Origin of the sequence: Streptomyces violaceusniger Tu 4113, from assembly GCF_000147815.2 — a bacterium.
GTDB classification, from domain to species: Bacteria; Actinomycetota; Actinomycetes; order Streptomycetales; family Streptomycetaceae; genus Streptomyces; species Streptomyces violaceusniger_A.
The window spans coordinates 8,555,992-8,580,191 of the sequence record NC_015957.1 but is presented as its reverse complement, the minus strand read 5'-3'; the positions used below and the strand labels follow the sequence as shown (position 1 = coordinate 8,580,191).

24 protein-coding genes and 1 tRNA gene are annotated in these 24,200 nt (G+C 70.9%); 12 read left to right on the top strand and 13 right to left on the bottom strand.

Going from position 1 to position 24,200, the window contains the following annotated elements:
• Positions 1-40: 40 nt before the first annotated feature.
• The 5 genes from STRVI_RS35225 to STRVI_RS35205 all read left to right on the top strand — a co-directional run bounded on the left by STRVI_RS35225 (position 41) and on the right by STRVI_RS35205 (position 4,156).
• A complete protein-coding gene (locus STRVI_RS35225) occupies positions 41-499 on the top strand; it encodes a peroxiredoxin (RefSeq protein WP_014060346.1) in 459 nt (152 codons plus the stop codon).
• Positions 500-599: 100 nt separating this feature from the next.
• On the top strand, positions 600-1,175 hold the full coding sequence (locus tag STRVI_RS35220; protein WP_014060345.1) for a TerD family protein: 576 nt from the start codon (positions 600-602) through the stop codon (positions 1,173-1,175).
• A 182-nt stretch (positions 1,176-1,357) separates the two neighbouring features.
• Entirely contained in the window at positions 1,358-1,933 is a 576-nt protein-coding gene (locus STRVI_RS35215) for a TerD family protein (protein ID WP_014060344.1), read from the top strand.
• 52 nt (positions 1,934-1,985) lie between these two features.
• On the top strand, positions 1,986-3,179 hold the full coding sequence (locus STRVI_RS35210; RefSeq protein WP_014060343.1) for a DUF475 domain-containing protein: 1,194 nt from the start codon (positions 1,986-1,988) through the stop codon (positions 3,177-3,179).
• A gap of 248 nt (positions 3,180-3,427) precedes the next feature.
• Positions 3,428-4,156, top strand: coding sequence for a TerD family protein (locus STRVI_RS35205; protein ID WP_014060342.1), 729 nt, complete (start codon positions 3,428-3,430; stop codon positions 4,154-4,156).
• A gap of 90 nt (positions 4,157-4,246) precedes the next feature.
• On the opposite strand, the gene STRVI_RS35200 is transcribed toward STRVI_RS35205, so the two are convergent.
• A complete protein-coding gene (locus STRVI_RS35200) occupies positions 4,247-5,458 on the bottom strand; it encodes a TerD family protein (protein ID WP_014060341.1) in 1,212 nt (403 codons plus the stop codon).
• Between the two features lie 234 nt (positions 5,459-5,692).
• Here STRVI_RS35200 and STRVI_RS35195 point away from each other — a divergent pair, with 234 nt between their 5' ends.
• From STRVI_RS35195 to STRVI_RS35180, 4 genes are all read left to right on the top strand, one after another.
• Positions 5,693-6,883 carry an HpcH/HpaI aldolase/citrate lyase family protein gene (locus STRVI_RS35195; RefSeq protein ID WP_014060340.1) on the top strand — a complete coding sequence of 397 codons (1,191 nt, stop codon included), beginning with the start codon at positions 5,693-5,695 and terminating at the stop codon, positions 6,881-6,883.
• A gap of 516 nt (positions 6,884-7,399) precedes the next feature.
• Positions 7,400-10,471, top strand: coding sequence for a phosphoribosyltransferase (locus STRVI_RS49180; RefSeq protein WP_106685997.1), 3,072 nt, complete (start codon positions 7,400-7,402; stop codon positions 10,469-10,471).
• Positions 10,468-11,328, top strand: coding sequence for a hypothetical protein (locus STRVI_RS35185; protein WP_014060338.1), 861 nt, complete (start codon positions 10,468-10,470; stop codon positions 11,326-11,328). Before STRVI_RS49180 ends, STRVI_RS35185 begins: the two co-directional genes overlap by 4 nt.
• A 155-nt stretch (positions 11,329-11,483) precedes the next feature.
• Entirely contained in the window at positions 11,484-12,146 is a 663-nt protein-coding gene (locus tag STRVI_RS35180) for an O-methyltransferase (protein ID WP_014060337.1), read from the top strand.
• Between the two features lie 146 nt (positions 12,147-12,292).
• Here STRVI_RS35180 and STRVI_RS55140 read toward each other — a convergent pair whose 3' ends face one another.
• The 3 genes from STRVI_RS55140 to STRVI_RS35165 all read right to left on the bottom strand — a co-directional run bounded on the left by STRVI_RS55140 (position 12,293) and on the right by STRVI_RS35165 (position 15,005).
• Positions 12,293-13,165, bottom strand: coding sequence for a DUF4383 domain-containing protein (locus tag STRVI_RS55140; protein WP_435532634.1), 873 nt, complete (start codon positions 13,163-13,165; stop codon positions 12,293-12,295).
• Positions 13,166-13,404: 239 nt separating this feature from the next.
• A complete protein-coding gene (locus STRVI_RS35170) occupies positions 13,405-13,641 on the bottom strand; it encodes an FmdB family zinc ribbon protein (RefSeq protein WP_014060335.1) in 237 nt (78 codons plus the stop codon).
• 65 nt (positions 13,642-13,706) lie between these two features.
• Positions 13,707-15,005 carry a hypothetical protein gene (locus STRVI_RS35165; protein WP_014060334.1) on the bottom strand — a complete coding sequence of 433 codons (1,299 nt, stop codon included), beginning with the start codon at positions 15,003-15,005 and terminating at the stop codon, positions 13,707-13,709.
• A gap of 286 nt (positions 15,006-15,291) precedes the next feature.
• Between STRVI_RS35165 and STRVI_RS35160 the strand changes: the two genes are divergently transcribed.
• A tRNA-Val gene (locus tag STRVI_RS35160) sits at positions 15,292-15,363 on the top strand.
• A gap of 119 nt (positions 15,364-15,482) precedes the next feature.
• Here STRVI_RS35160 and STRVI_RS35155 read toward each other — a convergent pair.
• The 6 genes from STRVI_RS35155 to STRVI_RS35135 form a co-directional block, all read right to left on the bottom strand.
• Positions 15,483-16,619 (bottom strand): methyltransferase domain-containing protein, encoded by a 1,137-nt coding sequence (locus STRVI_RS35155; protein ID WP_014060333.1) that lies wholly within the window; start codon positions 16,617-16,619, stop codon positions 15,483-15,485.
• Entirely contained in the window at positions 16,616-17,578 is a 963-nt protein-coding gene (tgmB, locus tag STRVI_RS35150; protein WP_014060332.1) for an ATP-grasp ribosomal peptide maturase, read from the bottom strand. Before tgmB ends, STRVI_RS35155 begins: the two co-directional genes overlap by 4 nt.
• 25 nt (positions 17,579-17,603) lie before the next feature.
• Entirely contained in the window at positions 17,604-17,855 is a 252-nt protein-coding gene (gene tgmA, locus STRVI_RS35145; RefSeq protein WP_014060331.1) for a putative ATP-grasp-modified RiPP, read from the bottom strand.
• 194 nt (positions 17,856-18,049) lie between these two features.
• Complete coding sequence (locus STRVI_RS53095; RefSeq protein WP_014060330.1) at positions 18,050-18,193, bottom strand: hypothetical protein; 144 nt, start codon at positions 18,191-18,193, stop codon at positions 18,050-18,052.
• A gap of 172 nt (positions 18,194-18,365) precedes the next feature.
• Entirely contained in the window at positions 18,366-18,965 is a 600-nt protein-coding gene (locus STRVI_RS35140; RefSeq protein ID WP_014060328.1) for a hypothetical protein, read from the bottom strand.
• Between the two features lie 92 nt (positions 18,966-19,057).
• Positions 19,058-20,308, bottom strand: coding sequence for a helix-turn-helix domain-containing protein (locus STRVI_RS35135; protein ID WP_014060327.1), 1,251 nt, complete (start codon positions 20,306-20,308; stop codon positions 19,058-19,060).
• Positions 20,309-20,452: 144 nt separating this feature from the next.
• Here STRVI_RS35135 and STRVI_RS55135 point away from each other — a divergent pair, with 144 nt between their 5' ends.
• Entirely contained in the window at positions 20,453-20,896 is a 444-nt protein-coding gene (locus tag STRVI_RS55135; protein WP_251982799.1) for a hypothetical protein, read from the top strand.
• 8 nt (positions 20,897-20,904) lie between these two features.
• Positions 20,905-21,501 (top strand): hypothetical protein, encoded by a 597-nt coding sequence (locus STRVI_RS55130; protein WP_251982798.1) that lies wholly within the window; start codon positions 20,905-20,907, stop codon positions 21,499-21,501.
• 3 nt (positions 21,502-21,504) lie between these two features.
• On the opposite strand, the gene STRVI_RS35125 is transcribed toward STRVI_RS55130, so the two are convergent.
• The 3 genes from STRVI_RS35125 to STRVI_RS35115 form a co-directional block, all read right to left on the bottom strand.
• Positions 21,505-22,158: a hypothetical protein gene (locus tag STRVI_RS35125; protein WP_014060326.1), complete on the bottom strand. Its 654-nt coding sequence runs from the start codon at positions 22,156-22,158 to the stop codon at positions 21,505-21,507.
• 13 nt (positions 22,159-22,171) lie between these two features.
• On the bottom strand, positions 22,172-23,665 hold the full coding sequence (locus STRVI_RS35120) for an alpha/beta hydrolase (RefSeq protein ID WP_014060325.1): 1,494 nt from the start codon (positions 23,663-23,665) through the stop codon (positions 22,172-22,174).
• Positions 23,666-23,857: 192 nt separating this feature from the next.
• A complete protein-coding gene (locus STRVI_RS35115; RefSeq protein ID WP_014060324.1) occupies positions 23,858-24,130 on the bottom strand; it encodes a hypothetical protein in 273 nt (90 codons plus the stop codon).
• Positions 24,131-24,200: the final 70 nt, after the last annotated feature.

The window sequence follows — 24,200 nt, the reverse complement described above, 5'->3', positions numbered from 1 at the left end:
TCGAACGTGATCTTTCGAACGTGAGCGAAGGGATGTCCCCATGTCGATAGAGGTCGGTACGAAGGCCCCCGACTTTCAGCTGAAGAACCAGCACGGCGAGTCGGTCAAGCTCTCCGACTTCCGGGGCGAGAAGAACGTCGTGCTCCTCTTCTACCCGTTCGCCTTCACCGGCGTCTGCACCGGCGAGCTGTGCGCGCTCCGCGACGAGCTGCCGACGTTCGTCAACGACGAGGTCCAGCTGCTGGCGGTCTCCAATGACTCGCCCTTCAGCCTGCGGGTCTTCGCCGAGCAGGAGGGGCTGGAGTACCCCCTGCTGTCGGACTTCTGGCCGCACGGCGAGACCAGCCGCGCCTACGGCGTCTTCGACGAGGACAAGGGCTGCGCGGTGCGCGGCACCTTCGTGATCGACAAGGAGGGCGTGGTGCGCTGGACGATCGTCAACGGTCTGCCCGACGCCCGGGACCTGAACGACTACGTCAAGGCCCTCGAAACTCTGTAGTAGCTGGGAACCGCTCACTAGGATCGACGCGTTGATCCTGATGGGAAACCTTTGATGAAGGGGCACGCAGTGCTCCTGACGAACCTTTTTGGGAGGACTCGTGGGAGTCAGCCTCAGCAAGGGCGGCAATGTCTCGCTGACCAAGGAAGCCCCGAACCTGACCGCGGTCGTCGTGGGTCTGGGCTGGGACGCCCGCACCACCACGGGCACGGACTTCGACCTCGACGCCAGCGCTCTGCTGACGAACACCGAGGGCAAGGTCGGCAACGACCAGAACTTCGTCTTCTTCAACAACCTCAAGAGCCCCGACGGCTCCGTGGAGCACACCGGTGACAACATTACCGGTGAGGGCGAGGGCGACGACGAGCAGATCAAGGTGAACCTGGCGGGCGTCCCCGCCGATGTCGCCAAGATCGTCTTCCCGGTGTCGATCTACGACGCCGAGACCCGGCAGCAGAGCTTCGGCCAGGTGCGCAACGCCTTCATCCGCGTGGTGAACCAGGCCGACGGCCAGGAGCTGGCCCGCTACGACCTCTCCGAGGACGCCTCGACCGAGACCGCCATGGTCTTCGGCGAGCTGTACCGGAACGGGGCGGAGTGGAAGTTCCGCGCCATCGGTCAGGGGTACGCCTCGGGTCTGCGCGGTATCGCGCAGGACTTCGGCGTCAACGTCTGAGCGAGCCGTCGAGCGCCATCGAGGGCCGTCACCGGCCCTCCAAGGCCGTTCAGCGGCCTGTACGAGGTCGCATTCGGCCTCCGCGCGAGGCCATTCCGGCGCCGCACCCCCGCGCCCCAGAGGCAGGGGTGCGGCGCCGGACGCGCATCACCCACGCACCACCCCGGGGAGGAATCAGCATCATGGGCGTCACACTCGCCAAGGGGGGCAATGTCTCCCTCTCCAAAGCCGCTCCGAATCTCACACACGTGCTCATCGGCCTGGGCTGGGACGCGCGCTCCACCACCGGAGCGCCGTTCGACCTCGACGCCAGCGCGCTGCTGTGCCAGTCGGGGCGGGTGCTCGGCGATGAGTACTTCATCTTCTACAACAACCTCAAGAGCCCCGAGGGCTCCGTCGAGCACACCGGCGACAACCTCACCGGTGAGGGCGAGGGCGACGACGAGTCCCTGCTGATCGATCTGGTCAAGGTCCCGGCCGAGGTCGACAAGATCGCCTTCCCGGTCTCGATCCATGACGCCGATACCAGGCGCCAGACGTTCGGGCAGGTCAGCAACGCCTTCATCCGGGTGGTGAACCAGGCGGACGGCCAGGAGCTGGCCCGCTACGACCTCTCCGAGGACGCCTCCGGCGAGACCGCGATGATCTTTGGCGAGGTTTATCGCTATGGGGGCGAGTGGAAGTTCAGGGCCGTGGGGCAAGGGTACGCGTCGGGTCTGCGCGGCATCGCTCTAGACTTCGGAGTCAACGTTTCGTAAAGCCGCGTAATAGCGCGCGGGGGAGACCTTACGACGAAGGATTGGGTAGGCAGTGCTCCTCAAAACCTTTGGTTGGTCGTTCGCCATCACGGTGATCGGTCTGGCCCTGGCCGGCGTCCTCTGGGGGTGGAAGGGGCTCGCGATCGTCGGGATCCTCTCGATCCTGGAGATCTCGCTCTCATTCGACAATGCGGTCATCAACGCGGGCATTCTGCGCAAGATGAACGCCTTCTGGCAGAAGATCTTCCTGACGGTCGGCGTCCTGATCGCCGTCTTCGGCATGCGTCTGGTCTTCCCGGTGATCATCGTCGCCATCACGGCGAAGCTGAGTCCCCTCCAGGCCGTCGATCTCGCGATCAACAACAAGGACAAGTACGAGCACCTGGTCACGGCGGCGCATCCGGCGATCGCGGCCTTCGGCGGGATGTTCCTGCTGATGATCTTCCTCGACTTCATCTTCGAGGAGCGGGACATCAGGTGGCTGGGGTGGCTGGAGAAGCCGCTCGCCAAGCTGGGCCGGCTGGACACGTTCTCGGTCGTCGTCGCCCTGGTCGTGCTGCTGATCTCCGCCACCACCGTGGCCACCGACGTGGCCCACGGCGGCGGTGACAAGAGCTCCACCGTCCTGCTGGCCGGGGTCGCCGGTCTGGTCACCTACTTGATCGTCGGCGGCATCTCCAGCTACTTCGAGGACAAGCTCGAAGAGGAGGAGGAAGACGACGAGGATGAGGAGGCTGCCAAGGGCGCGGACGAGAGCGGCGAGGAGACGAAGAGCGCCGCGAACGCCCAGCTCAACGGCAGCGGCGGCCGTGGCTCCAGCGGTGCCACCGTGGTCGGCCTCGCCGGTAAGGCCGCGTTCTTCCTGTTCCTCTACCTCGAGGTCATCGACGCGTCCTTCTCCTTCGACGGGGTCATCGGCGCCTTCGCGATCACCAACGACATCTTCGAGATGGCGCTGGGTCTGGGCATCGGCGCGATGTACATCCGGTCGCTGACCGTCTTCCTGGTCCGCAGGGGCACCCTGGACGACTACGTCTACCTGGAGCACGGCGCGCACTACGCGATCGGCGCGCTCGCCGGCATCCTGCTGGTCACGATCAAGTACGAGATCAACGAGGTCATCACCGGCCTGGTGGGCGTGGTGCTGATCGGCGCCTCGTACTGGTCCTCGGTGGTGCGTAACCGCCGGGTGGCGGCCGAGGGCGAGGGCTCGGAGACCAAGACGGAAGTCACGTCGGGAGTCTGAGCCCGGAGTCCTGGCCCGGAGTCCGAGCCCGGGCCCGGAGTCTGAGCCCGGAGCCCGAGGCCGGAGTGCGGGGCCGGAGTACGAGGCCGACCGAAGTCACCTCCGGAGTCCGACCTCCGGGAGTGTGACGCGGCGGCGTTTGAGGAACGCTCTGAGCGGGGCGGCCGAGGTCTTCCGACCTCCCGGCCGCCCCGCGGCAGTTGATCGGCTTTGAGGCAGCGGAGCCACGAAGGGTGGGGGTGCGCACCATGGCGTTCTGGAGCAACTGGGGACGGTCCGCGTGGCGTGAGTTCGAGAGCGGCGACGCGTCCGGTGTGGTCGAGCTGACCAAGCGGCAATCGACGATCTCGCTGACCAAGCAGGGGGCCGCCAGCGGCAATCTGCGGATCAATCTCTCCTGGCAGATGCGCACCTCGGACTTCAACAGCAGGGCGGCGCGCGGCTCGCTGCGCCACCCCCTGCGGATGTTCAAGCCCGAGCCGGTGCAGGCCCAGGGGCCCGCGATGGTCAATGTCGACCTCGACCTCGCGGTGATGTACGAGCTGAAGAGCGGCTCCAAGGGCGTGGTGCAGCCGCTCGGCGAGTTCTTCGGCAATCTCAACGAGGCGCCGTACGTCAAGCTCAGCGGGGACGACCGGTTCGGCTCCGGATCCGGCGAGACGGTCTACGTCAACATGGACCACAAGGACGACATCAAGCGACTGCTCGTCTTCGTCTACATCTACGACGGCACCCCCGCCTTCGACCGCACCCACGGCCTGGTCACGCTCTATCCGAGCAATGGGCCGCGGGTGGAGATAGCGCTCGACGAGCGGGCCCCGCAGGCCCGCTCCTGCGCCGTCGTGCTGATCGAGAACGTCAAGGGCGAGATGATGGTCCGCCGCGAGGTGAAGTACGTCTACGGCTTCCAGGCGGAGCTGGACCGGCTGTACGGCTGGGGCCTCCAGTGGGGCCGGGGCTACAAGTCGAAGGTTTGACGACGGGGGCAGGGTGCGGGCGGGTCACGGTGTGACCCGCCCGTCCCGCGGCCCCGCCCCCCATCCGTTCCGGAGCTATCTGTTCTGGAGCTATCTGTTCTGGAACTGCGGCCCCTGCGGCGGCAGGACGAACTGCGGGTCCGGGACCTGGACGGGGATCGGCAGCGGGGGCGGCGCCACCGGCCCCGTCGGCTGCACCTGCTGCGGATAGCCGTACGCGGGCGACTGCGGATAGCCGTACGTCTGCTGCTGGGGCGGATAGCCGTAGCCGGGCTGCGCCGGCGCCTGGCCGGGCGGCTGCGGATACCCCGCGGCCGGGGCCTGCGGCGGCGGTGGCGGGGCCTGTGGCGGCACATAGCCGAAGCCGCTGTCGCCGTGCGCCGTGGGGGGCTGCATGGGCTGGGTGCGGTGCGGATCCCAGGGGTCGGGCGACGCCGCGTGCGGATAGCCGTACGCCGGGGACGGGGAGTGGGGCCGGGTCGGCGCATCGGACGACGACGGGGGCGGCGTGCCGGGGGCCGCAGGGGGTGCGTGAGTGGCGGCGGACGGGGGCGCCGCGGGTGTCGCGGTGGCCGGGGGCTCGGGAGCGGTCAGCGGCTCGGGGGCGGCGGCCAGAGGCTCCGGAGCGTCGACGGTCAGCGGCTCGGGGGCGGGGGCGGGGGCGACCGGGGGCTCCGGAGCGGTGCCGCCTTCCCGCCCGGCCGGGGCCGCGGCCCCGTCGCCGTCCGAGCCGCCCGCGGCCTCGCCGTCCTCCACCGAGATCCCGTACTGCGTGGCCAGCCCGACCAGCCCCGTCTCATAGCCCTGCCCCAGGGCCCGGAACTTCCAGGTGTCGCCGCGCCGGTAGAGCTCACCGCAGATCAGCGCGGCCTCCTTACCGGTCTCCGGCAGCACCGCGAAGATCGCGAGCGGCTCGGCGTCCGCCTCGCGCGGCGCACCGGACGAGGCGTCGTAGAGCAGCAGGCTCAGATCCCTCACCTGTCCGAAGGTGCCGCCGTCGGCGGACGCGGCGAGCACCACCCGGCGCACTCCGGGCTCCAGCCCGGAGAACTCGGCCTCGATGGTGTCCGTCAGCGTGCCCTGATTCGGCTTCTTGGGGAGATGCCGGACCAGACCCGAGGGGTGGTTCGGCTGGTTGTAGAAGACGAAGTCCTCGTCCGAGCGCACCCGGTCGTCCGCGTCCAGCAGCAGCGCCGAGGCGTCCACGTCGGGTACGTCCGTGCCGGGGGTCCAGCGCAACACCGCGCGTATGGCCGTGGCCTCCAGCGGGATGTTCGATCCCTTCAGCATCGCCTGCGTCATGGCGGCAATCCTGCCTTCCCAGTGGGTCCTGGGACAACGCAGGGTGCGGGGCGGGTGGCAGCGGGGAGGTGGTACGGGGCAGCAGGGCGGGTATGCCGGACACCATGCGGACGCACATGGGTTACGTGATTTTCACGCCCTTGGGGAACTTTTGACCCAGGGCCGCACGTACGATTATCGGCCAACCGCGGGTCAGCGTGGCCGAGGCGGCGTACCGGCAGTACGGGGAGTTAGATGCGGCATTTCGGACATCTGACGGATGAGGTGCGGGCGAACGTCTTTCATCAGGAGCCCGGTGAATTCAGCGTGGACTCGCCCGCCCGGACGCTGGCCGTCGCGCTCGGCGCGACCCTGTACTGCCCGGCGACCCGGCCCAAGCTCGCCGAGGACATCGTCAAACAGGCAGGTCGCGGCGTGGTGTCCATGGTGCTGTGCCTGGAGGACTCCATCGACGACGCCGAGGTGCCGGGGGCGGAGGAGAACCTCATACGGCAGTTCGCGGAGCTGTCCGGGCTCGGTCCCGGCACCACCCCGCTGCCGCTGCTCTTCATCCGGGTCCGCACCCCCGAGCAGATCGTCGATCTTCTCAACCGGTTCGGATCGGGGGTGCGGCTGCTGTCCGGATTCGTACTGCCGAAGTTCACCGAGGAGCGCGGCGGGGCCTTTCTCGAGGCGCTGATGTCGGCCGAAAACGCCCAGGTGACCGAGGCATTGGGCGGACGACGGCTCTTCGCGATGCCGGTCCTCGAATCGCCCGAGCTGATGCACCGCGAGACGCGCACCGACACCCTGAGCGGCATCAGCCGGATTGTCGACAAGTACCGCGAGCGGGTGCTGGCGCTGCGCCTCGGGGTCACCGATCTGTGCTCGGCGTACGGGCTGCGCAGGGCGCCGGACATGACCGCCTACGACGTCCAGCTCATCGCGTCCGTGATCGCGGACGTGGTGAACATGCTGGGCCGGGCCGACGGCACCGGCTTCACGATCACCGGACCGGTGTGGGAGTACTTCAAACCCCATGAGCGGATGTTCAAACCGCAGCTACGGATCAGCCCCTTCAGCAGCGGCCGCGCCGAGGCCCTGCGCACCGCGCTGATCGAGCACCACATGGACGGGCTGCTGCGCGAGATCGAACTGGACCGCGCCAACGGGCTGCAGGGCAAGACCTGTATCCACCCCACCCACGTGGCCCCCGTGCACGCGCTGTCCGTCGTCAGCCACGAGGAGTTCAGCGACGCGGTGGACATCCTGGAGCCCCAGCGCTGCGGGGGCGGTGTGGTGCGTTCCTCGTACACCAACAAAATGAACGAGGTGAAGCCGCACCGGGCGTGGGCCGAGCGGACCCTGCGGCGCGCGGAGGTCTTCGGGGTGGCCCGGGAGGATGTGAGCTTCGTGGAACTGCTGGCGGCAAGCCTGCGGACGTAGAGCGAACTGGGCCCGGGGAGAGCGAACCGGGCCCGGGACGGAACCCGGACGAGCGACGATGGAAACGAGGCGCAGGGCGGCGTGAGCGTGGGCAACGTGTGGTCGGGACAGTGGGTCGCGGACCGGCTGGGGGTACGGCTGGACGGCGGCTGGGGCGATGAGGTGCGCCGGGACGGCGAGGTGCGCCGGGACGGGGGCCGGGGCGGCGACGACGCGCGGGGTGGCGGCGACGTGCGGGGTGGCGGGGGTGCGCGAGGCGGCGAGGTAGTCCGCGACGGCGAGGGCGGCGGGGGCGGCGGCGGCGCGCGGGGCGGCGGCCGGGACGGCGGCGACGCGCGGGATGGCGGGGGTGCCCAGGGCGGCGAGGTAGTCCGCGACGGCGGCCGGGGCGGTGGCGATGCGCGGGGCGGCGAGGGCGTCAGCGGTGGGAACGGCGACGGTCGTCGGGACCGCGAGGGCGTCAGCGGCGGGGACCGCGTCAGCGGCCGAGGCGACGGCGGTCAGGGCGGCGATGGCATCGGCGGCCGGAACGGCGTCGGCCTGGGCGGCGACAGCGTCAGCGGCCCGGGCGGCGACGGCGGCGCCGAGCTGCGCGAGCTGTTGGGGCTGGCCCTGCGGCGCAACCCCAAGCGGGCACATCTGCTGGTCTCCAACGTGCTCGGCAAGCATGTCCCGCAGCGCCCCGCCATCGTCCACGACGCGGGCGTGCGGCTCGGCCGCCGGGTGCGGGAGCTGCTGGGCGACGAGGCGGCGGCGCGCGCGGTGGTGCTCGGGTACGCGGAGACCGCCACCGGCCTCGGCCACAGCGTCGCCGACGGGCTCGCCCTGGCCCCGTACCTCCACTCCACCCGCCGCCCGGTCCCGGGCGTCGCCACGGTGGGCGGCTTCCAGGAGGAGCACAGCCACGCCACCTCCCATCTGCTGCTCCCCGAGGACCCCGGCCTCCTGGCCTCGACAGGCCCCCTGGTCCTCGTGGACGACGAGTTCTCCACGGGCCGTACGGTCCTGAACACCATCGCCGCCCTCCACCGCCGCTTCCCCCGCGACCACTATGTGGTGGTGGCGCTGGTGGACATGCGCTCGCCCGAGGACCGCGCCCGCCTGGACGCCTTCGCGGCCGACCTCGGCGCCCGCGTCGACCTGGTCGCCGCCGCGACCGGAGCGGTGCACCTTCCGGACGACGTCCTGGAGCGCGGCGCGAAACTGGTGGCCGCACACGAGGCGTCCGCCCCGGACCACGAGGCCGCGCCCGCCTCCACGGCACCCCCGGCAGATGCCGCATCCACGGCATCCCCGGCAGATGCCTCCACGGCACCTCCGGCAGGTGCCACCCCCGACGCGGGTCCGGCCGCGGTCCGCGTAGACCTCGGCTGGCCCGAAGGGCTCCCGGACGGCGGCCGCCACGGCTTCACCCCCGCCCACCGCGCCCGCCTGGAAGCGGCTCTCCCCACCATGGCCACCCGCCTCGCGAACGCGCTGGCGCAAGCGCCGAACCCCGCGAACGCGCTGGCGAAGGCGCCGGAGGACCCGGCCACGCCCGCCGGGGACCACCCGACCCCGCCCGCCGACGGCACCCCGGCGGCTCCCGGGGGACATGCCGCACCGGACCACCCGGCCCCGCCCGCCGGTGGCGCCCCCGCGTCCCCCGGAGGCCACACCGCGCCGGAGGCGCCTGCCAACGACACCGCGGCGCCCTCCGACGACCCCACCGCCCCCGCCCCTGCCGACAACCCCGCCACGGGGCCGCACCGGACCGCCCCCGCCGTGCCCGCCCCCGCCGGGCCGCGCGGCGGTGGCGCTGGTGCCACCGACCGGCCCCTGCACCCCCGCCCCTCCCCCCACCGCGTCCTCGTCCTCGGGTTCGAGGAGCTGATGTACGCGCCGCTGCGTATCGCGAAGGCGCTCGACGACGTCCTCGACGGCGTCGAGGTGCGGTATTCGACGACCACCCGCTCACCCGTGCTCGCCGTCGACGACCCCGGGTACGCCATCCGCACCCGGCTGACCTTCCCCGCGCACGACGAGCCCGCCGACGGCCCCGGGCCGCGCTACGCCTACAACGTGGCGCCCGGTGCCGATCCGGACCGCCGCTTCGACGCCGTCGTCGCCGTCGTCGACTCGACCGCCGACACGCCCGCGCTGCACGCCCCCGGCGGGCTGCTCGCCGCGCTGAGCGCGCATACGGACCGGCTGGTCCTGGCCGTCGTGCCGGCGTATCGCCCCCAGATCCCATCCACCCCCCGCACCGTCCCCGAACGACAGGCCCCGCCCATGCACCAACCGTCGTACGAGCCCCTGCGCGGACCGGACTTCTCGTCCTATGCGCCCGAAGAGGTCGGCTGGCTGCTCCAGGACTTCTCCCACGTCACCCTTGAAGCGCCCACCGAGGAGCGGGAGGAGGCGATCCAGAGCGGGGGCGCGCACTACGCCGAGTCGCTGCCCGTGGAGTACCAGCCGAACGAGCGCTACCAGGAGCTCTTCCGGGCCGCCCTCGACGCCTCCGCCGCCCGGATCGCCCGTGCCGTCGGCGCGGTCACCGAGACCGTGCTCGCCGAGCGCTCCCCGCGCCCCGTCCTCGTCTCGCTCGCCCGCGCCGGCACCCCCGTCGGGGTGCTGATGCGCCGCTGGGCGCACCACGCCCATGGGCTCGACCTCCCGCACTACGCGGTCTCCATCGTGCGCGGCCGCGGTATCGACACCGCCGCGCTGCGCTGGCTGGCGGACCACCACGACCCGTCCGACGTCGTCTTCGTCGACGGCTGGACCGGTAAGGGCGCCATCACCCGCGAGCTGTCGGACGCCCTCGCCCCGTACCCGGACTTCGACCCGCGGATCGCGGTCCTCGCCGACCCCGGCCGCTGCGTGGACACCTACGGCACCCGGGACGACTTCCTCGTCCCCTCCGCATGCCTCAACTCGACCGTCTCCGGGCTGATATCGCGCACCGTGCTCCGCGCCGACCTTGTCGGCCCGAACGACTTCCACGGCGCGAAGTACTACCGCGAACTCGCCGGCTCCGATGTCTCCGGATACTTCCTCGACACCGTCGCGGGCCGCTTCGCGGAGGTCGCCGAGGCGGCCATGGCCGACGCCAGGCAGCTCGCGGCCACCGACCGCAGCCCCACCTGGGAGGGATGGGCCGCGGTCGAGCGGATCAGCCAGGAGTACGGCATCCACGACGTCAACCTCGTCAAGCCGGGCGTCGGCGAGACTACCCGGGTGCTGCTGCGGCGCGTCCCGTGGAAGATCCTCGCCCAGCGCGGTGCGGGCGCCGACCTGGACCATGTGCGGCTGCTCGCCGAGCAGCGCGGAGTGCCGGTCGAGGAGACCGACGGGCTTCCGTACACCTGCGTCGGGCTGATCCACCCGCGCTACACCCGGGGCGCCACCGGGGCCGACGGAAAAGCAGTAACCACGGCAGGCACGGCAGGCACAGCAGACACGACAGGCACAGCAGGCACGGCAGGCACGGCAGGCACAGCAGACACGGCAGACACGGCAGACACCACAGACACCGCAGGCACGGCACACGAGGCGAACACGGCGGGCATCGCCAACAGCGACGAGAGAACGGTGGCCGCACGATGAGCGTCCTGGTGGCAAGCGATCTCGACCGCACCCTGATCTACTCCGCGGCCGCGCTCGGCCTCGACATGCCGGACGCCGAGGCCCCGCGGCTGCTGTGCGTCGAGACGTACGAGGGCCGACCGCTGTCGTACATGACCGAGACCGCCGCCGGGCTGCTCGCCGAGCTGGTCCGCACCTCCGTCTTCGTCCCCACGACCACCCGCACCGTCGAGCAGTACCGCCGCATCCGCCTCCCCGGCCCCGCCTCCCGCTTCGCGATCTGCGCCAACGGCGGCCAGCTCCTGGTGAACGGCGAGCCCGACGCCGACTGGCACCAGCGGGTCCGTACCGCCCTCGGTGACCAGTGCGCCCCCCTGGAGGAGGTGCGCGCCCACCTCAGCGCCACCGCCGACCCCGCCTGGCTGCTCAAGGAGCGGGTGGCCGAGGAGCTGTTCGCCTATCTCGTGGTCGAACGGGAGCTGCTGCCCCAGGGGTACGTCAAGGAGCTCACGCAGTGGGCCGAGCCGCGCGGCTGGACGGTTTCCCTGCAGGGCCGCAAGATCTACGCCGTGCCCAAGCCGCTCACCAAGAGCGCGGCCGTCGCCGAGATCAGGAACCGCACCGGAGCGGACGAGGTGCTCGCCGCGGGCGATTCGCTGCTCGACACCGATCTGCTGCTCGCGGCCGACCGCGCCTGGCGCCCCGGCCACGGCGAACTGGCCGACGCCGGCTGGACGGCGCCCCGGGTGACCGTGGTCGAGGAGACGGGCGTCGCGGCGGGCGAGGCCATCGTCCGCGCCTTGGGCGAACGTTCCTCCGTCACCTGGGCGCGCGCCCGCAGCCAGGTCATCCGCGCCGTCTCCCGCGGCCGGGACTGATCCGTCCCCCCCCGCCCGCCCAGGGTCCCCTTCGGAACCTCTCGAGCTGTCGTGACGTCGGGTTACAGTCACCACAGGCAGCACAGTCACCACAGTCACCGCAGTCGGCATGTGCGACATCGCCCGGGAAGCCGAGCAGACCGAAGGGGGCCGCGATGGCCGAGAGCAAGAGCACACCGATCACGGCCGAGCTGTACGACTACGTCCTGCGGCACAATCCGCCGCTCGACCCCGTACTGCGCGAGCTGGTCGAGGTCACCCACCGCAGCCTCCCCCAGCAGGCCGGGATGCAGTCCGCCGAGGAGCAGGCCCCACTGCTGGCCTTCCTGGTCCGGCTGACCGGCGCCCGCCACATCGTCGAGGTCGGCACCTTCACCGGCTTCTCCGCGCTGGCCATGGCCCAGGCGCTGCCCGCCGACGGCAGGCTGATCGCCTGCGATGTGTCGGAGGAGTGGACGGCGTACGGGCGGAAGGCGTGGGCCAAGGCCGGTGTCGAGGCCCGCATCGATCTGCGGATCGCGCCCGCGCTGGACACCCTGCGCGCGATGCCCGCCGAGCCCCATATCGATCTCGCCTATCTCGACGCGGACAAGCCGAACTACATCCCGTACTGGGAGGAGCTGGTCCCGCGGATGAACCCCGGCGGTCTGATCGTCGCGGACAACGTGTTCTACCACGGGGCCGTCACGGCCCCGGAGCCGTCGACCGCGGGCGCCGCGATCCAGGCGTTCAACGATCATGTGGCGGCGGACGTCCGGATGGAGGCGGTCATGCTGACCGTCGCCGACGGCCTGACGCTCGCGCGCCGACTCGGCTGAGGCGGCCGGGCCGAGCGCGGTCACGGGGGCTGGGCCGAGCGGGGTCACGGGGGCTGGGCCGAGCGCGGTCACGGGGGCTGGGAGAAGCGCCGTCACGGGCGTTACGGGGCCGGGCCGACCGTGTCACGAGGGCCGGGCCGACCGCGTCACCGAGAGCGGGGGCGCCGCAAGAACCGGGCCCAGCGGCGGCTCCCGGGCTTGTCGGTGGGCTCGGCGCCGCCGGGCTGATCCAGCTTGCCCCACTTACCGGGCGGCTGACCGCGCCGTTCACCCGACTCCTCAGCGGGCCCACGGCGCTCCGCGGACTCACGTCGCTCGGCCGACTCACGGCCGCCCTCTGCTGCCCCCGCACCAGCCGTAACGGGCCCGCCCGGGGCTCCAGGCGTGAGCGGCGTGCCCGGCGGGGCGGCCGTCCCGGTCTGTTCGGCGGCACGCCCGCGCGCGGCGATCAGCTCCCGGGCGTGGACGGCCTCGCGTTCGGCCTGCTCGGGGTGGCGGGTCACCCAGTACGGATTGTCATGCGGCAGCCCGCCGCTGACCCGTCCGTACATGCCGAACCACATCAGCAGCAGCCCCACCACAAAGCTGAACAGCACGTTCTGCATCCGGAACGCCAGGAAGTTGAACGTGGTCTCCAGCACCGCCAGATTGATGAAGCCGCTCAGCAGGAAGAGGATCCCGAGCACCAGGTTGAGCGTCGAGGCGAAGTTGCCGCCGATGACCATGCCGACGAACAGCAGCAGCCCGATGACGATGGAGAGCACGCTGAGCGAGCCGTTGGTGTTGAGCCCGGCGACCGTGGCACCGCCGATGTCGAAGAAGCCGACCTGATCGATCAGGCCCAGGATGCCGAAGACGACGAGCACCAGCCCCATGATCCCGGCGCCGACGCGATAGAACTTGCTGAGCCGGTGATCGACCGGCAGATGCTCATCGAGCGAGGTGTGCGCGCCGATCCGCTCCGGGAAGTGCCGTGCGACTCCGGCGGGGTGAGGACCGATGGGGGAGGGGCGGCCCATAGCCATCTCCGGCCTCCTTCTGCTGGCGCCGGACCTCGGCTTCGCGCTCTGCGCGGTCGAGGCGGTACCCGCGGACGCCACGCCACCGTCGCGTACACGACGTACGCGCGCACATCCGGGTGCGTCGCGTACGTCCGGAGGCGCGGCGCGGGTACGTACCTCCCAGGATCCGCCCCCGCCCCCGTCGGCTCAACCGCAGCTCAACCCCGGCTGACCCGCAGCTCAACACCGGCTCACCCTCAGCCGCAGCAGCCGCCCCCACAGCAGCCGCCGCCACCGCCACCACCGCCACCACCGCCGCCGGACGGCGGCCGGGCGGAGGAGGACGAGGCGCCGGTGACGGCCACGGTGGACAGCAGCTTCACCGTGTCGTCGTGCCCGTCCGGGCAGGACGCGGGAGCGGAGGACTCGGCCATGGGCCGGTTCAGCTCAAAGGTGGTGCCGCAGGCGCGGCAGCGGTACTCATAGCGAGGCATGGCAGGAGCATAACCACCGAACCGCAGGTCAGCCCCCCGAACGACAGGGCTGCCGACGCGCGGGCTCAGTGCCCGCCGCCCCGCTCCTCCCGAATCCCCTGGACGACCCGGGCGGCGGTCTGCCGTACGGCCTCCGTCTCGGAGAGGAAGTGCCACCAGTCCGGATGCCGCCCCTCCAGCCCCGCGATGGCCCGCTCCAGGCGCTCCACGGCGTCGTCCAGCGGGCGCGCGTGGCGCGGATCGGGCGTGGAGCGCCCGGCCATGGCCAGCCGCTGCGCGTCGCGGATCGCGAACCGGGTGCGCTCGATCTCCTTCTGCTGGTCGAACGACACCTCGTCCAGCCGCCGCAGCCGGTCCCCGGCCGCCGAGACGGCCTCGTCCGTACTGTTCAGCAGCGCCCTTACGGTGGCCAGCAGGGCGGTGGCGTCCGGCCAGCGCTGCTCCTCGCGCGCCGCCTGCGCCTCCTTGAGCTTCTCCTCGGCCTGCGCCACATCCCGCGCCGCCTGCGCGGGGACCGTCTGCAGATCCTGCCAGCAGGCCGCGCTGTAGCGGCGGCGCAGCTCGCTGAGGACGGGCTCGACCCCGGCGGCCCGCGTGGTGATCGCCTGCGCGCGGGTGCGCAGCGACACCAGCCGCTTGTCGATCTCCGCCGACCGCTCCGGCAGCCGCTCGGCCTCCCCGCGCACCGCCTCCGCCCCGCGCAGCACATCGTCGGCGCGCCGCAGGGTCTCCTGCACACCGTGCTGCCCGGCCCCCTGGTTGAGCTTGGTCAACTCGGGCGACAGCGCCGCCAGCCGGGCCGCCAGATCGTCCGCCCGCAGCCCCGACGCACGCACCGCGTCCAGCGCGTTACTCGCCGCGAGCAGCGCCTGCCGCGCCCGCTCCACCGCCGGCGCCAGCCGCGCCAGCCGCGTCTCGGCCTGCTCCAGCAGCGGCCCCAGCCCCTGCGCGAACCGGTCCAGATCCGCCTTGGTGCGCTCCAGCGCGTCCTTCGCCCTGGTCAGATCGGTGCGGGCCCGGGAGGCCGTCGCCGAGTCCAGATCGTCCCGATCCAGATCATGCGCGTCCACCGCCGTGATGTAGTCCCGGCTGACCTGGTCGATCCGCTGCCCCAGCGCCGAGAAGTCGGCCGCCGTCCGGCGCGCGGCGGGCGAATCGTCCACGGCGGTGATCGTCTCGATGGAGATCCGCAGATCCCGCTGCGCCGTGTCCAGCTCGTAGAACGCCGCCGCCGCGGCGTCCTTGGCCGCCTGCGCCTCGGCCCGCTGACTCTCCCCCCGCCCCCCGAACCACCGCCGCCCCCCGCTCCCACCAGCGAACGAAAGCGCCCCCACCACCGCCAACAACGGCACCGGCAGCAACATCAGCCCGAGCACAGAGGGACGGCCCGAACGACGCCCCCGGGCTCCCGGACGCGCAGACTCCCGCGATGGACGCGCAGACTCTGCAGATGTCGCCGCCACTACCCGCTCCCGATGGATCGCCCAGGTCCGAATGTCATTCTCCCACCCGACACTGACGAACACAGCGCTCGGTTCGGTTCGCGATCTGCGGACTTCTCTCGCCCGAACCCCGGATACGGGCCCCTCCCCGGCCCCCTTCACGATTGCGGCACCACCCCAGGGACCCTGTAGGCTGACAGCTCCCCCAGGGCGCATAGCTCAGCGGTAGAGCGCTGCCCTTACAAGGCAGATGTCGGCGGTTCGAACCCGTCTGCGCCCACAGTGACTGACCGCAGGTGAGAGCCTGAATCGGCCCCCCAACCCGCGTGGGATGGGGGATCGTTCGCTGCCTGGTTGCCACCTAGCTGCCACATCCCAGGGCCATCGGGTCCGGGATACCTACGGTCGCCAGTCCGGCAGTCGCCACCCCACACCATCCGGCTCGTCCAGCCACAGCGTGTGCACGCCTTCCGAGGAGACCGTCAGGCCGTAGCGCTGATGGCCCGGCCGCCCGGCGTCCCGCCACTGGGTGAGCAGCGGTTCCCGCTCGGCCCACAGATCACGGGGCCCGCCGTGATCGAGCCGAGCGGCCATGACCCCGGTCATGGTGATCCGCGCCCACGACGAGGTGACCGGGTCGAAGAGACACCGGATCTGCCGGCCTTCGTCGTCGACCAGCGCGAAGTCGTTGACCTGCGGGTGCAGCAGTGAGGCGAGGAACTGCGCTCCGGGGGCGTCCAGAACCACCGGGGCAGTGATCTCCCGGGTCTGGCCGGACCACGTCAGCATCGGTTGTACGAGCCGCTTCGCGGTGGTGCCCGTGGCGTCGGGGGTCGGCCGGGCGGTCATGAAGGTGGCCAGGCCGGGGAGGAACTTGCCGCCGGCGGAGTGGTCGGCCGCGATTGCCAGGCGCGCGATGCCGAAGCCGATGTTGGCCACGACCACCCCGCCGGCGTGGACCTGCTGCCGCCACGCATCCGGGATCCGGCCGACTCCGCACGTGGCCAGCAGCCGATCGTATGGGGCGCGCTCGGGGTGGCCGGCCGTCCCGTCCCCGGCGACGAGAGTGGGCTCGTACCCGGCCTGCCGCAGGCGGGCCGCCGCCGCGGCCACCAGCTCGGGGTCCACGTCCACGGTCACGACGTGGTCGGGCCCGAGGCGGTGGGAGAGCAACGCCGCGTTATAGCCGGTGCCCGCGCCGATCTCCAGCACGGTGTCGCCGTCCCGCACGCCCAGGGACTCGAGCATCTGGGCCATGAGGGAGGGCTGGGTGGACGAACTGGTCGCGGTGCCGTCCTGGTCGAACTGGGTCAGTAGGGACACGTCGCTGTAGGCCGCGGCCAGCCATGCGGGGTCGCCCTGGCTGTATTCGTGGAGGCGTCCTTGCGATCGGAGGGTGAAGTCGGGGACGAATGTGTGGCGGGGGACGTTCAGGAACGCGGCACGCCACACTGCGGACCGGATGGAGCCGGTGGACTCCAGTTGTTCGGTCATGTGTCGGCGCAGCTCGTCGGCGGTTGGTACTTCGGTGATCACGGATTGGCCCTCTCCAACAGGTCAGCGAGTGCTCGGGTGATGGGCGCGCGCAGATCCGGGATGAATCCCCACTGCCCGTTCGGGTTGACGTCGATCAGGTACCAGCGCCCCTGTGGGTTAACGAGGAAGTCGAGGGCGACGTATCGCAGGCCGAACGTGAACGTCAGCGCGTGGACGCCCTGGGCGATGTGCTCGGGCACTTGGCAGGGCTTGTAGGTGAGGCTGTCGTAGTCCGCCCGGAAATCGAGGCGGGAGGCGTCTGAACCGGCGTGGATCTCGGCGGCGAACAGGCTGTGCGCGATGGCGGTGAGCCGTACCTCGTATGCCTTGTCCACCCACTCCTGGAACTGGTGGGCGGTACGCCTGACGGACTCACCGATTTCGCCGGGCCGGACCTGCGTCGTCCACAGGGCCTGCGGCCGGTCGTCGTGGTCGCTGGGGTGGGTGGTGCCGATTGCCTTGTACGCGGCGACTTGGCCGGGCAGTGCGGAGACGAACTCCCGGGCCTCGCCTGGGTCGTTGGTGATCAATGAGAGAGGGACGGAGAGCCCGCCGCGGGCTGCCGTGGCCAGCGCGACGGGCGGCCAAGCGGCGAGGGCGTTGCGGTGGGGATGGTTCACCCACAGGCAGGGCAGCGAGTACAGCAGGCCGCCGAACCCGGCTTGTGCCTCGGCCTGGGCCCATCGTGCGTCCTGCTCGGACATATCCGGATGGAGGCGGAACGCCGCGGGGCGGCGGTAGTACACGGACCGGATATCGCCGAGGGACACGTCCCGGTGCTGACCATGTAAGACGCCCTCCCACGGTGTGCGGCCGGGGCCGATCCGGGCCGCCATCGTCAGGGCCTCCGGGAAGTCTCCGGGATCGAGACGACACACGGGTACGGATCGCTCGTTGAGCTCCGCGATGACCAGGTCAGCGGTCGCATCTTGGGGCCGGGTCAGCACCAGGACGGTCATGATTCAGATCCTCCGGTCGCCGACGTCAGTCGGTGTCGTTCTCGGTGTCGGTCGCCAGCTGGCTGTCCTCCCTGGTCTGCGTCGTGGTGGTGATCTGGGACTTCATCGACGGCTCATGGATGAACGGCACCCCGGCCGCGGTCACGCTCATCTGCCGCTCGGGGCAGAGGTGCAGGGCCGGGAGGGTGAGCTTCTCGTCGGCGACGGGGACGGCCTTGGACAGCCCGAACGGCCTCACGGCCGGGTGGGTCTGCGTGCGTTCCATGGTCAGTGTCACGGCGTTCTCCATTCGCGTGTGTGGATCTTCCCTGTGTGGGGACTCCGGCTCCGTGGTCCCACTTCGGGGCCGGAGTCCCTGCCCTGCGGTCGGCGGCCGCGCCTCGGCATGCCGACCGGCAGGGGGGTTTGGAGGGTGGGCCGCCGGCGGCCGTCGTCCGGTACGGGGCCCGGAACACCAGCGACCCACCCGGTCTATCGGTACGGATCGCCCGCGATGCACAGGTAGATCGCGAGCACCAGCAGCGCGGGGATCACGCTCAGCAGCAGGCCCAGGCGGACGGCACGATAGGCGAGCAGCGCGGCCCGTACGGCGGGGTCCTGGCGGCGGTGCCTCATCCGGCACCTCCTGACCGGGCCTGCCGAGTGGCCTCCTCGTGGACGCGCAACAGCCACTCACCCTCCGAGCAGACGTCGCCGGGCGTCCGGCAAGCCGGGCAGCCCGCAGCGTGATTGATGGCCGCACGCCACGCCTCGTCGGCGAACGGGTCGGCGGTCTGCTCGGCGGCCGTCATCGGGCCCTGCCCCGATTGAGAGCGCGGCGCATGGCGGCGGCTTCGGCGACCACGTCACGCTGGTAGGCCCGGGCATGGGGAGGGCAGGCGTACACGGTGCGGCCGGCGCCGCTGCCGCCGTGCTGGACGTCGACGATGACCGGTTCGTCGGTGGGGAGTTCGCAGCGATAGCAGGTCTGGCGGCCCTGTGGGACCGGGCCGAGCGCGGCGCGGTCGGCTTCGGCCAGTGCCCCCCATAGCTTGAATGCGTCGGTCAGGTAGTGGTCGGCCGAGAGTGGGACGCGCCAGTGGGTGCTGGGGCCTTCCGTCCAGGAGACGGGGGGCACACCGAGGTAGGTGCACTCATCCGTCAGCTTGGTGAGGACTCGGACTTGCCGTAGGTGGCAGCTCGTGGCCGAGCCCACCTGGACGAGCCAGTAGAGGGGGCCGTGCTTGTCCTGGATGACGGCGCCGGTCTCGTCGCCGAGCAGCTGCACTGCGCGTTCGCCGACGGTCGGCTGTGCCCGCACGGCGTCCCACCATTTGCCCGCGGGTAACGCCTCGACGTCCTCGTTGTTCGGCGGTGTCCACGGCAGGACTTGGGGATTCATCGGCATAGTCGCCCCCGGGCGTCATCAGTGATCAGGTGATGACTGACCGTAAGAGCGCCGGGGGCGGAGAAAGGGCAGGGATTCTGCCCCTCGAACATTCAGGCTGTCAATACGCCGATCTTCACCGCCAACTCGGCAGCACGACGGCGATGCGTCGGAGACTTCGACTCGGTCTCCTCCAAGATGATGCGGCGCGCGTAGCCGTTGTACCGAATCGTCTCAGGCGCAGCCTCGTACGCCTTATCCAGGGTCGCCAGCGCGGTCTCCGACTGCCCGTCCAGCTGGTAGCCCCGAGCCTCCTCGATCCGATGCCGGGCGCGCCGCGGCCGCGAACGGATTGTCCTCGCGTCCGCGTTGGCGGCCTGCCGCACGGACTCCCCACCGGCGTGCAGCTCGACGGCCACTGTGACCGCGTGCGCGCCCATGATGGCTCGGGAGAACGACGTCATGGGGTGGTAGTAGTCGGCAGGCAGCTTCTCGGCCATCTTGCGGGCAGTGTCCCAGAAGCCCCACGCGGTTCCGGTATCTCCGCGACGAGCGGCGGTGTATCCGGCCTCGAACTGCAAGGCACCCGCGATGGCGCATACGTCCTCCGGCCCGTCCGGCAGCAGCGGCGTGAGGTAGCGCAGTGTCTCCAAGGTGACTGCGTCGGCTGCGTCGAAGTGGGCGTGGCCGCTGTCGCGGTGCGCCTGGGCGGTGAGCCATGCAGCCATGCCGATGGCGTGTGGGTCTTCGCTTTCCTGGGCTGCGACCATGCCGCGCTCGGCAACGCGCCACAGGAGGGCGGAGTCGGGCTGGTAGGCGATGAAGAACTGGCTGAGGCTGTAGACCTCGGCAAGGACCGCTTGCGCTACTCGGCGTTCGGGGGCGCGGTCCGCCTGACGTACAGCGAGTTGCGCATCTCGGATGAGGTCCGGCAGGAGTCCGCCGATCACTTCGCGATGGTTGGGTGAGGAGTGGCGGGCGGCCCAGGCGCTTTCGAGACGTGCGCTCAGATGCGCGGCCGACGGTGCCTCGCGATCGGTGGCGAGCGGGAAGGCGTCGATCGCGGCTCGTACGGCGGGCAGCTTGGCGTGGCCGGGGCCGATGAAGAGGTCGATGGGCATGGTCTGGTCGCCGGTGAGCTCGGCGAGGTCGCGGACGCGTAGCACCTCGGCGATGCGCAAGATCATGGGAAGCCCGGGAGTATGCAGGACGCCGTTCTCGATCTGCTTCACCCAGCTTGGCGACTTACCGAGGAGACCGGCGAGGACGGTACGGCTCATGCCCCGGCGTGTACGGAGGACTTGCATGCGCTGGCCGAAGACCAGCGGGTGGTCCAATGGGTCCGGGGGAGCATCAGATGACATGGCCTTGCCCCTCTCTGTCCAGCTCGTCACTGCCAGGGTATGGGGCAGGGCCGTTGTCGTGTGAAGCAGTTCACTCGGCAGGCATAGTGAGGCCGCGGCCTCGGACTGTCCCTCGGCGAGGATCCGCTGGAGGCCCTGCTACCGATGTGGAGGCACGAATTGGACCGGCGCCGCTTCCTCAGCACGTCCGCCTACTCGGTCGCCGCCGCCGGTCTGCCGCTGTCGTACGTCCGGGAGATCGCCGACCGCACCGCGGCCGCCCGCGCCGGTCGGACCATCGGCATGGGCGAAGTCGCCGCGGTCCGCGACATGGTGCGACTCTTCTCCGAGATGGACGAACGCCACGGCGGGCAGCACGGCCGCAGCGCCCTGGTCCAATACCTGCGCGACGACGTCGCCCCGCTGTGCCGAGGCCGCTTCCATAGCGACGAGATTCGCCGGCAGATGCTCTCCGCCGCCGGCCGGGGCGTGCACCTGCTCGGCTGGAAGTCCTACGACGCGGGGCAGCAGGGCCTGGCCCAGCGTTACTACCTGCAGTCCTACGCGCTCGCCGTCGAGTCCGGCTTCCCGGGCACGACGGGTTCGTGATGCGCACGATGGCCATGCAAGGGCTCAAGCTGCACCGGCCCGAGCACTGCCAGGCCCTTGCCGAGACCGGGCTCAACCGGGCCAAGGGCAAGGTGGACGTGCAGACCGAATCCCTCTTCCGCGTCGTGCACGCCCACACCCTGGCCAAGTCCCGGCAGCGGCGAGCGGCCGTCGCCGAGGCCGAGCGGGCGCGCACGCTCCTGGCCGCAGACTGTGGGGACCAGGTGCCGTTCTGGGCTCTTGCCTGGGGCCCGCCCGCAGCGTCCGTCTACTCGCGCAATGCGAAGGTCTACGAGACGTTGGGCGATCGGAAGACGGCAGCGGAGCAGTACGCGCGCGCCGCCGCGTCTCGCCCGGAAGGCTATGCGCGAATCGTCGCCCTCGATCTGGTGGCGAGCGCCGAGATGCAGCTCAGGAGCGGCAGCATCGAGCAGGCGTGTGCCACCTGGAACAGGGCGATGGACCATATGGACGGGGTGCGGTCCGTCCGCACCCGCAAGGCCGTGAAGCGCATGCGCGGCGACCTCGCTCGCTTCCGGGCCCGAGGTGCCCGCTGCGCGGCCGAGCTGGATGAGCGGGCTGTCGAGTTCCTCGCCGCGACGTGATCCTCATCCCGCCCCGCCGTCGAGCAGCCAGTGGTAACGCAGCCGCAGCGCCCGCTCCGTGCTGGCCGCCACGGTGCAGAGCCCGACCACGGTGTTGCCCCAGGCCGGTAGATCGATGGGCGAGGTGAGGGTCCCGACGTATTGGGCGACGCCCTCCGGCGCCCGGGTGACCTGTTCGGCGAGTTGCAGGATCAGGAGCACCAGGCCGATGGCGAGCACGATCACCGAGAGGAGACCGAGCCGGCGGCTCAGTGCGGGGTGCGATCGGTTGAGGCGGGCGCGGCGGCCTTCGGCGGAGGCGGGGTCCGGGATGAGCTGGTGTTCGGCCCGCTCGGTGGTGACGTAGTGGCAGCGCTTGAGCCCGAAGTTGCTTGCCCTTACTTCGACGGTGCCGCCCTGGACGGGGAAGACGGCGGGGACTTTGGACTCGGCGTGATGCCTGCCATCGAGGTACAGGTGAGCTATGACCTTGCCGGACGACTGATTCTGATGCCTGACGTCGACGGCGTAGACCGTCTGCCGGCCGTCGTCGTTCTTCAGCCGGAGGTAGAACAGTGCCCGGGAAAGCATCTGCCACCAGCGGAAAGGCTTCAGTGCGCGACCGTCCCCGGGCTTGACCCGCTGGACCGCCCGACGATGCCGCAAGTCCTTGAACATGCCTCGACTCCCGTTACTTGCTCGGCTCCGCCGCGCAGGCGAGGTCCTGCGTCGGGCGCTGCCCGGTGGTCAGGAATGCCGTCACCGCGTCCTTCGCGCACGTGTTGGGGCCGAACGGATAGACGCCGTGTCCGCCCTGGTCGGCCGTCACCATCGTGGCCCGCTTCCCGAATGCCCGCCGCAGCTTCTGGGCGCCGACCAGCGGGGTCCCCGGGTCGCGCTCGTTCTGCACCATGAGCACGTTCGACGGGCCCCGGTCACCGATGCGCACCGGCGGCTCGACCCGCTTGTCCGGCCAGAACGCGCACGGTCCGATGCCGGCCGAGGATCCGCCCAGCATCGGATGCCTCAGCCGGTCGACGGCGACATTCCGCTGGTACTCCCGGACCGTTTCCGGCCAGCGATTGTCGCCGCATATCACCGAGAAGCGGGCGGACATGAAGTTTTCCATGTTCGGCAACGGCGGGTTGGGCGGCGTCGGCCGGTCCGTGTCGAGCGTCTGCCAGGTCTTGGCCAACTGGGGCATGTTCGCATCGCTGTAGAGGGCGTCGAACGTGATCCCGCGGAACAACGTCCCGTCGTAGCCCTGGACCGGTTTCGTCTCCAACCGCTTCGCGAGGTCGAAGAATTTCGCGGTCACCTGCTCCGGTGTGGTGCCCAGACCATATTCGGGGTGCGCGGCCACGAACGCCGCGAAGTCCGGGAACCGGTCGTCCAGCCCGCGGGCGAACAGCCGCGTGGCCGTGACGTCGTAACCGCCGGGGCCCAGGTTGCTGTCGAGCACGATCCGGTCGCTGCGCCCCGGGAACATCGTCGTGTACACCGCACCGAGGTAGGTGCCGTAGGAGGCGCCGAGGTACGAGAGCTTCGGCTGGCCCAGCGCCGCGCGGATCCGGTCCATGTCGCGCGCGGTGTTCGCGGTGGTGAGGTACGGGTGCATCCACGCCGTCCGGGAGGTGGCGCACTTCTCGGCGATGGTCCGCGCGTTCCCCGCCTCCCGCGTGACATCGGCCGCGGTGTGCGCGTACGGCGGGAGGTTGCCGCGTTCCTGCTGTTCCGGCGTCAGATCGCAGGTCACCGGCGTGCTGCGGCCGACGCCGCGCGGGTCGAAGCCGATCACGTCATAGGAGTCCAGCACCTTCCGCGGCAGCCCTGAGGCAGCGAGAGCGGCCGGGTAGCCCAGTCCCGTGATGCCGGGGCCGCCTGGATTGGTCAGCAGTACGCCGCGGCGCTGCGACGGTTTCTCGCTCGCCAGCCGGGAGATCGCGATCTCGATCTGCCGGCCGTCCGGATCCCGGTAGTCCAGCGGGACTTCGAGCGTCGCGCATTCGAGGCGGGATGAGGCGGCCTTCTCCAGGCGGGATGAGGCGGCCTTCTCCGAGCATGGGCCCCACCGCACGGTGTCCGGCGTCGCCGTCGCCACTGATGCTCCCGGGATCGCGGTCGCCGCCATTGCGGATGCCACCACCGCGGTGGTGGCGAGGGCGAGGGGCAGGGTTCTGCGCATGTGAAGGTCCTCCTGAGGGGGCGCACGGGGTGCATGGGGCACACAGGGCGCACGGGGTGTGTGGGTGTGTGGGGTATACGGGGCGGGTGGGGTGCACGAGACGCACACGGGCGCCGGAACGGGCGGGCTTGGTACGGCCCTGCCGCGGCCATTCACATGCCGCAGGGGCGAGCCGGGGCGTCCCGGATACCGTCAGAGCTTTCCTCGGCCGCGGCTTCCCGCGGAATCACCGGCCCGCCCGATGTTCGGTCTCTGGCGGGTGTGCGCCCAGCCACCGGCCACCATTCCGACGAGCGCGATGCATCCGAGGGCGATCAGCTGGCCGGTAAGGCCCCCAGGGACCCAGTTGAGGATGCCCCACAGCACCTCGGAGCGGTCGAGCACACCGCGGATCACCGTCTGGGCGGCCAGGGCTGTGATCACCAACCCGGCCGCCTCAAGGGCCACATAGCCACCCCTGCGCATCGCGTTTCTCCGTCTCGTGTCCGGTTGTCTCGGCACATGAACGAGTCTGTTCGGGCGGCGCAGTCGGCAC

What these genes read in the sequence shown, in the direction of transcription:
- STRVI_RS35225 (WP_014060346.1), top strand. Translation starts at nt 41, where the DNA reads ATGTCGATAGAGGTCGGTACGAAGGCCCCCGACTTTCAGCTGAAGAAC.
- STRVI_RS35215 (WP_014060344.1), top strand. Translation starts at nt 1,358, where the DNA reads ATGGGCGTCACACTCGCCAAGGGGGGCAATGTCTCCCTCTCCAAAGCC.
- STRVI_RS35205 (WP_014060342.1), top strand. Translation starts at nt 3,428, where the DNA reads ATGGCGTTCTGGAGCAACTGGGGACGGTCCGCGTGGCGTGAGTTCGAG.
- STRVI_RS35200 (WP_014060341.1), bottom strand. Translation starts at nt 5,458, where the DNA reads ATGACGCAGGCGATGCTGAAGGGATCGAACATCCCGCTGGAGGCCACG.
- STRVI_RS35195 (WP_014060340.1), top strand. Translation starts at nt 5,693, where the DNA reads ATGCGGCATTTCGGACATCTGACGGATGAGGTGCGGGCGAACGTCTTT.
- STRVI_RS35185 (WP_014060338.1), top strand. Translation starts at nt 10,468, where the DNA reads ATGAGCGTCCTGGTGGCAAGCGATCTCGACCGCACCCTGATCTACTCC.
- STRVI_RS35180 (WP_014060337.1), top strand. Translation starts at nt 11,484, where the DNA reads ATGGCCGAGAGCAAGAGCACACCGATCACGGCCGAGCTGTACGACTAC.
- STRVI_RS55140 (WP_435532634.1), bottom strand. Translation starts at nt 13,165, where the DNA reads ATGGGCCGCCCCTCCCCCATCGGTCCTCACCCCGCCGGAGTCGCACGG.
- STRVI_RS35170 (WP_014060335.1), bottom strand. Translation starts at nt 13,641, where the DNA reads ATGCCTCGCTATGAGTACCGCTGCCGCGCCTGCGGCACCACCTTTGAG.
- STRVI_RS35165 (WP_014060334.1), bottom strand. Translation starts at nt 15,005, where the DNA reads ATGTTGCTGCCGGTGCCGTTGTTGGCGGTGGTGGGGGCGCTTTCGTTC.
- tgmB (WP_014060332.1), bottom strand. Translation starts at nt 17,578, where the DNA reads ATGACCGTCCTGGTGCTGACCCGGCCCCAAGATGCGACCGCTGACCTG.
- STRVI_RS53095 (WP_014060330.1), bottom strand. Translation starts at nt 18,193, where the DNA reads ATGAGGCACCGCCGCCAGGACCCCGCCGTACGGGCCGCGCTGCTCGCC.
- STRVI_RS35140 (WP_014060328.1), bottom strand. Translation starts at nt 18,965, where the DNA reads ATGCCGATGAATCCCCAAGTCCTGCCGTGGACACCGCCGAACAACGAG.
- STRVI_RS35135 (WP_014060327.1), bottom strand. Translation starts at nt 20,308, where the DNA reads ATGTCATCTGATGCTCCCCCGGACCCATTGGACCACCCGCTGGTCTTC.
- STRVI_RS55135 (WP_251982799.1), top strand. Translation starts at nt 20,453, where the DNA reads ATGTGGAGGCACGAATTGGACCGGCGCCGCTTCCTCAGCACGTCCGCC.
- STRVI_RS55130 (WP_251982798.1), top strand. Translation starts at nt 20,905, where the DNA reads ATGGCCATGCAAGGGCTCAAGCTGCACCGGCCCGAGCACTGCCAGGCC.
- STRVI_RS35125 (WP_014060326.1), bottom strand. Translation starts at nt 22,158, where the DNA reads ATGTTCAAGGACTTGCGGCATCGTCGGGCGGTCCAGCGGGTCAAGCCC.
- STRVI_RS35120 (WP_014060325.1), bottom strand. Translation starts at nt 23,665, where the DNA reads ATGCGCAGAACCCTGCCCCTCGCCCTCGCCACCACCGCGGTGGTGGCA.
- STRVI_RS35115 (WP_014060324.1), bottom strand. Translation starts at nt 24,130, where the DNA reads ATGCGCAGGGGTGGCTATGTGGCCCTTGAGGCGGCCGGGTTGGTGATC.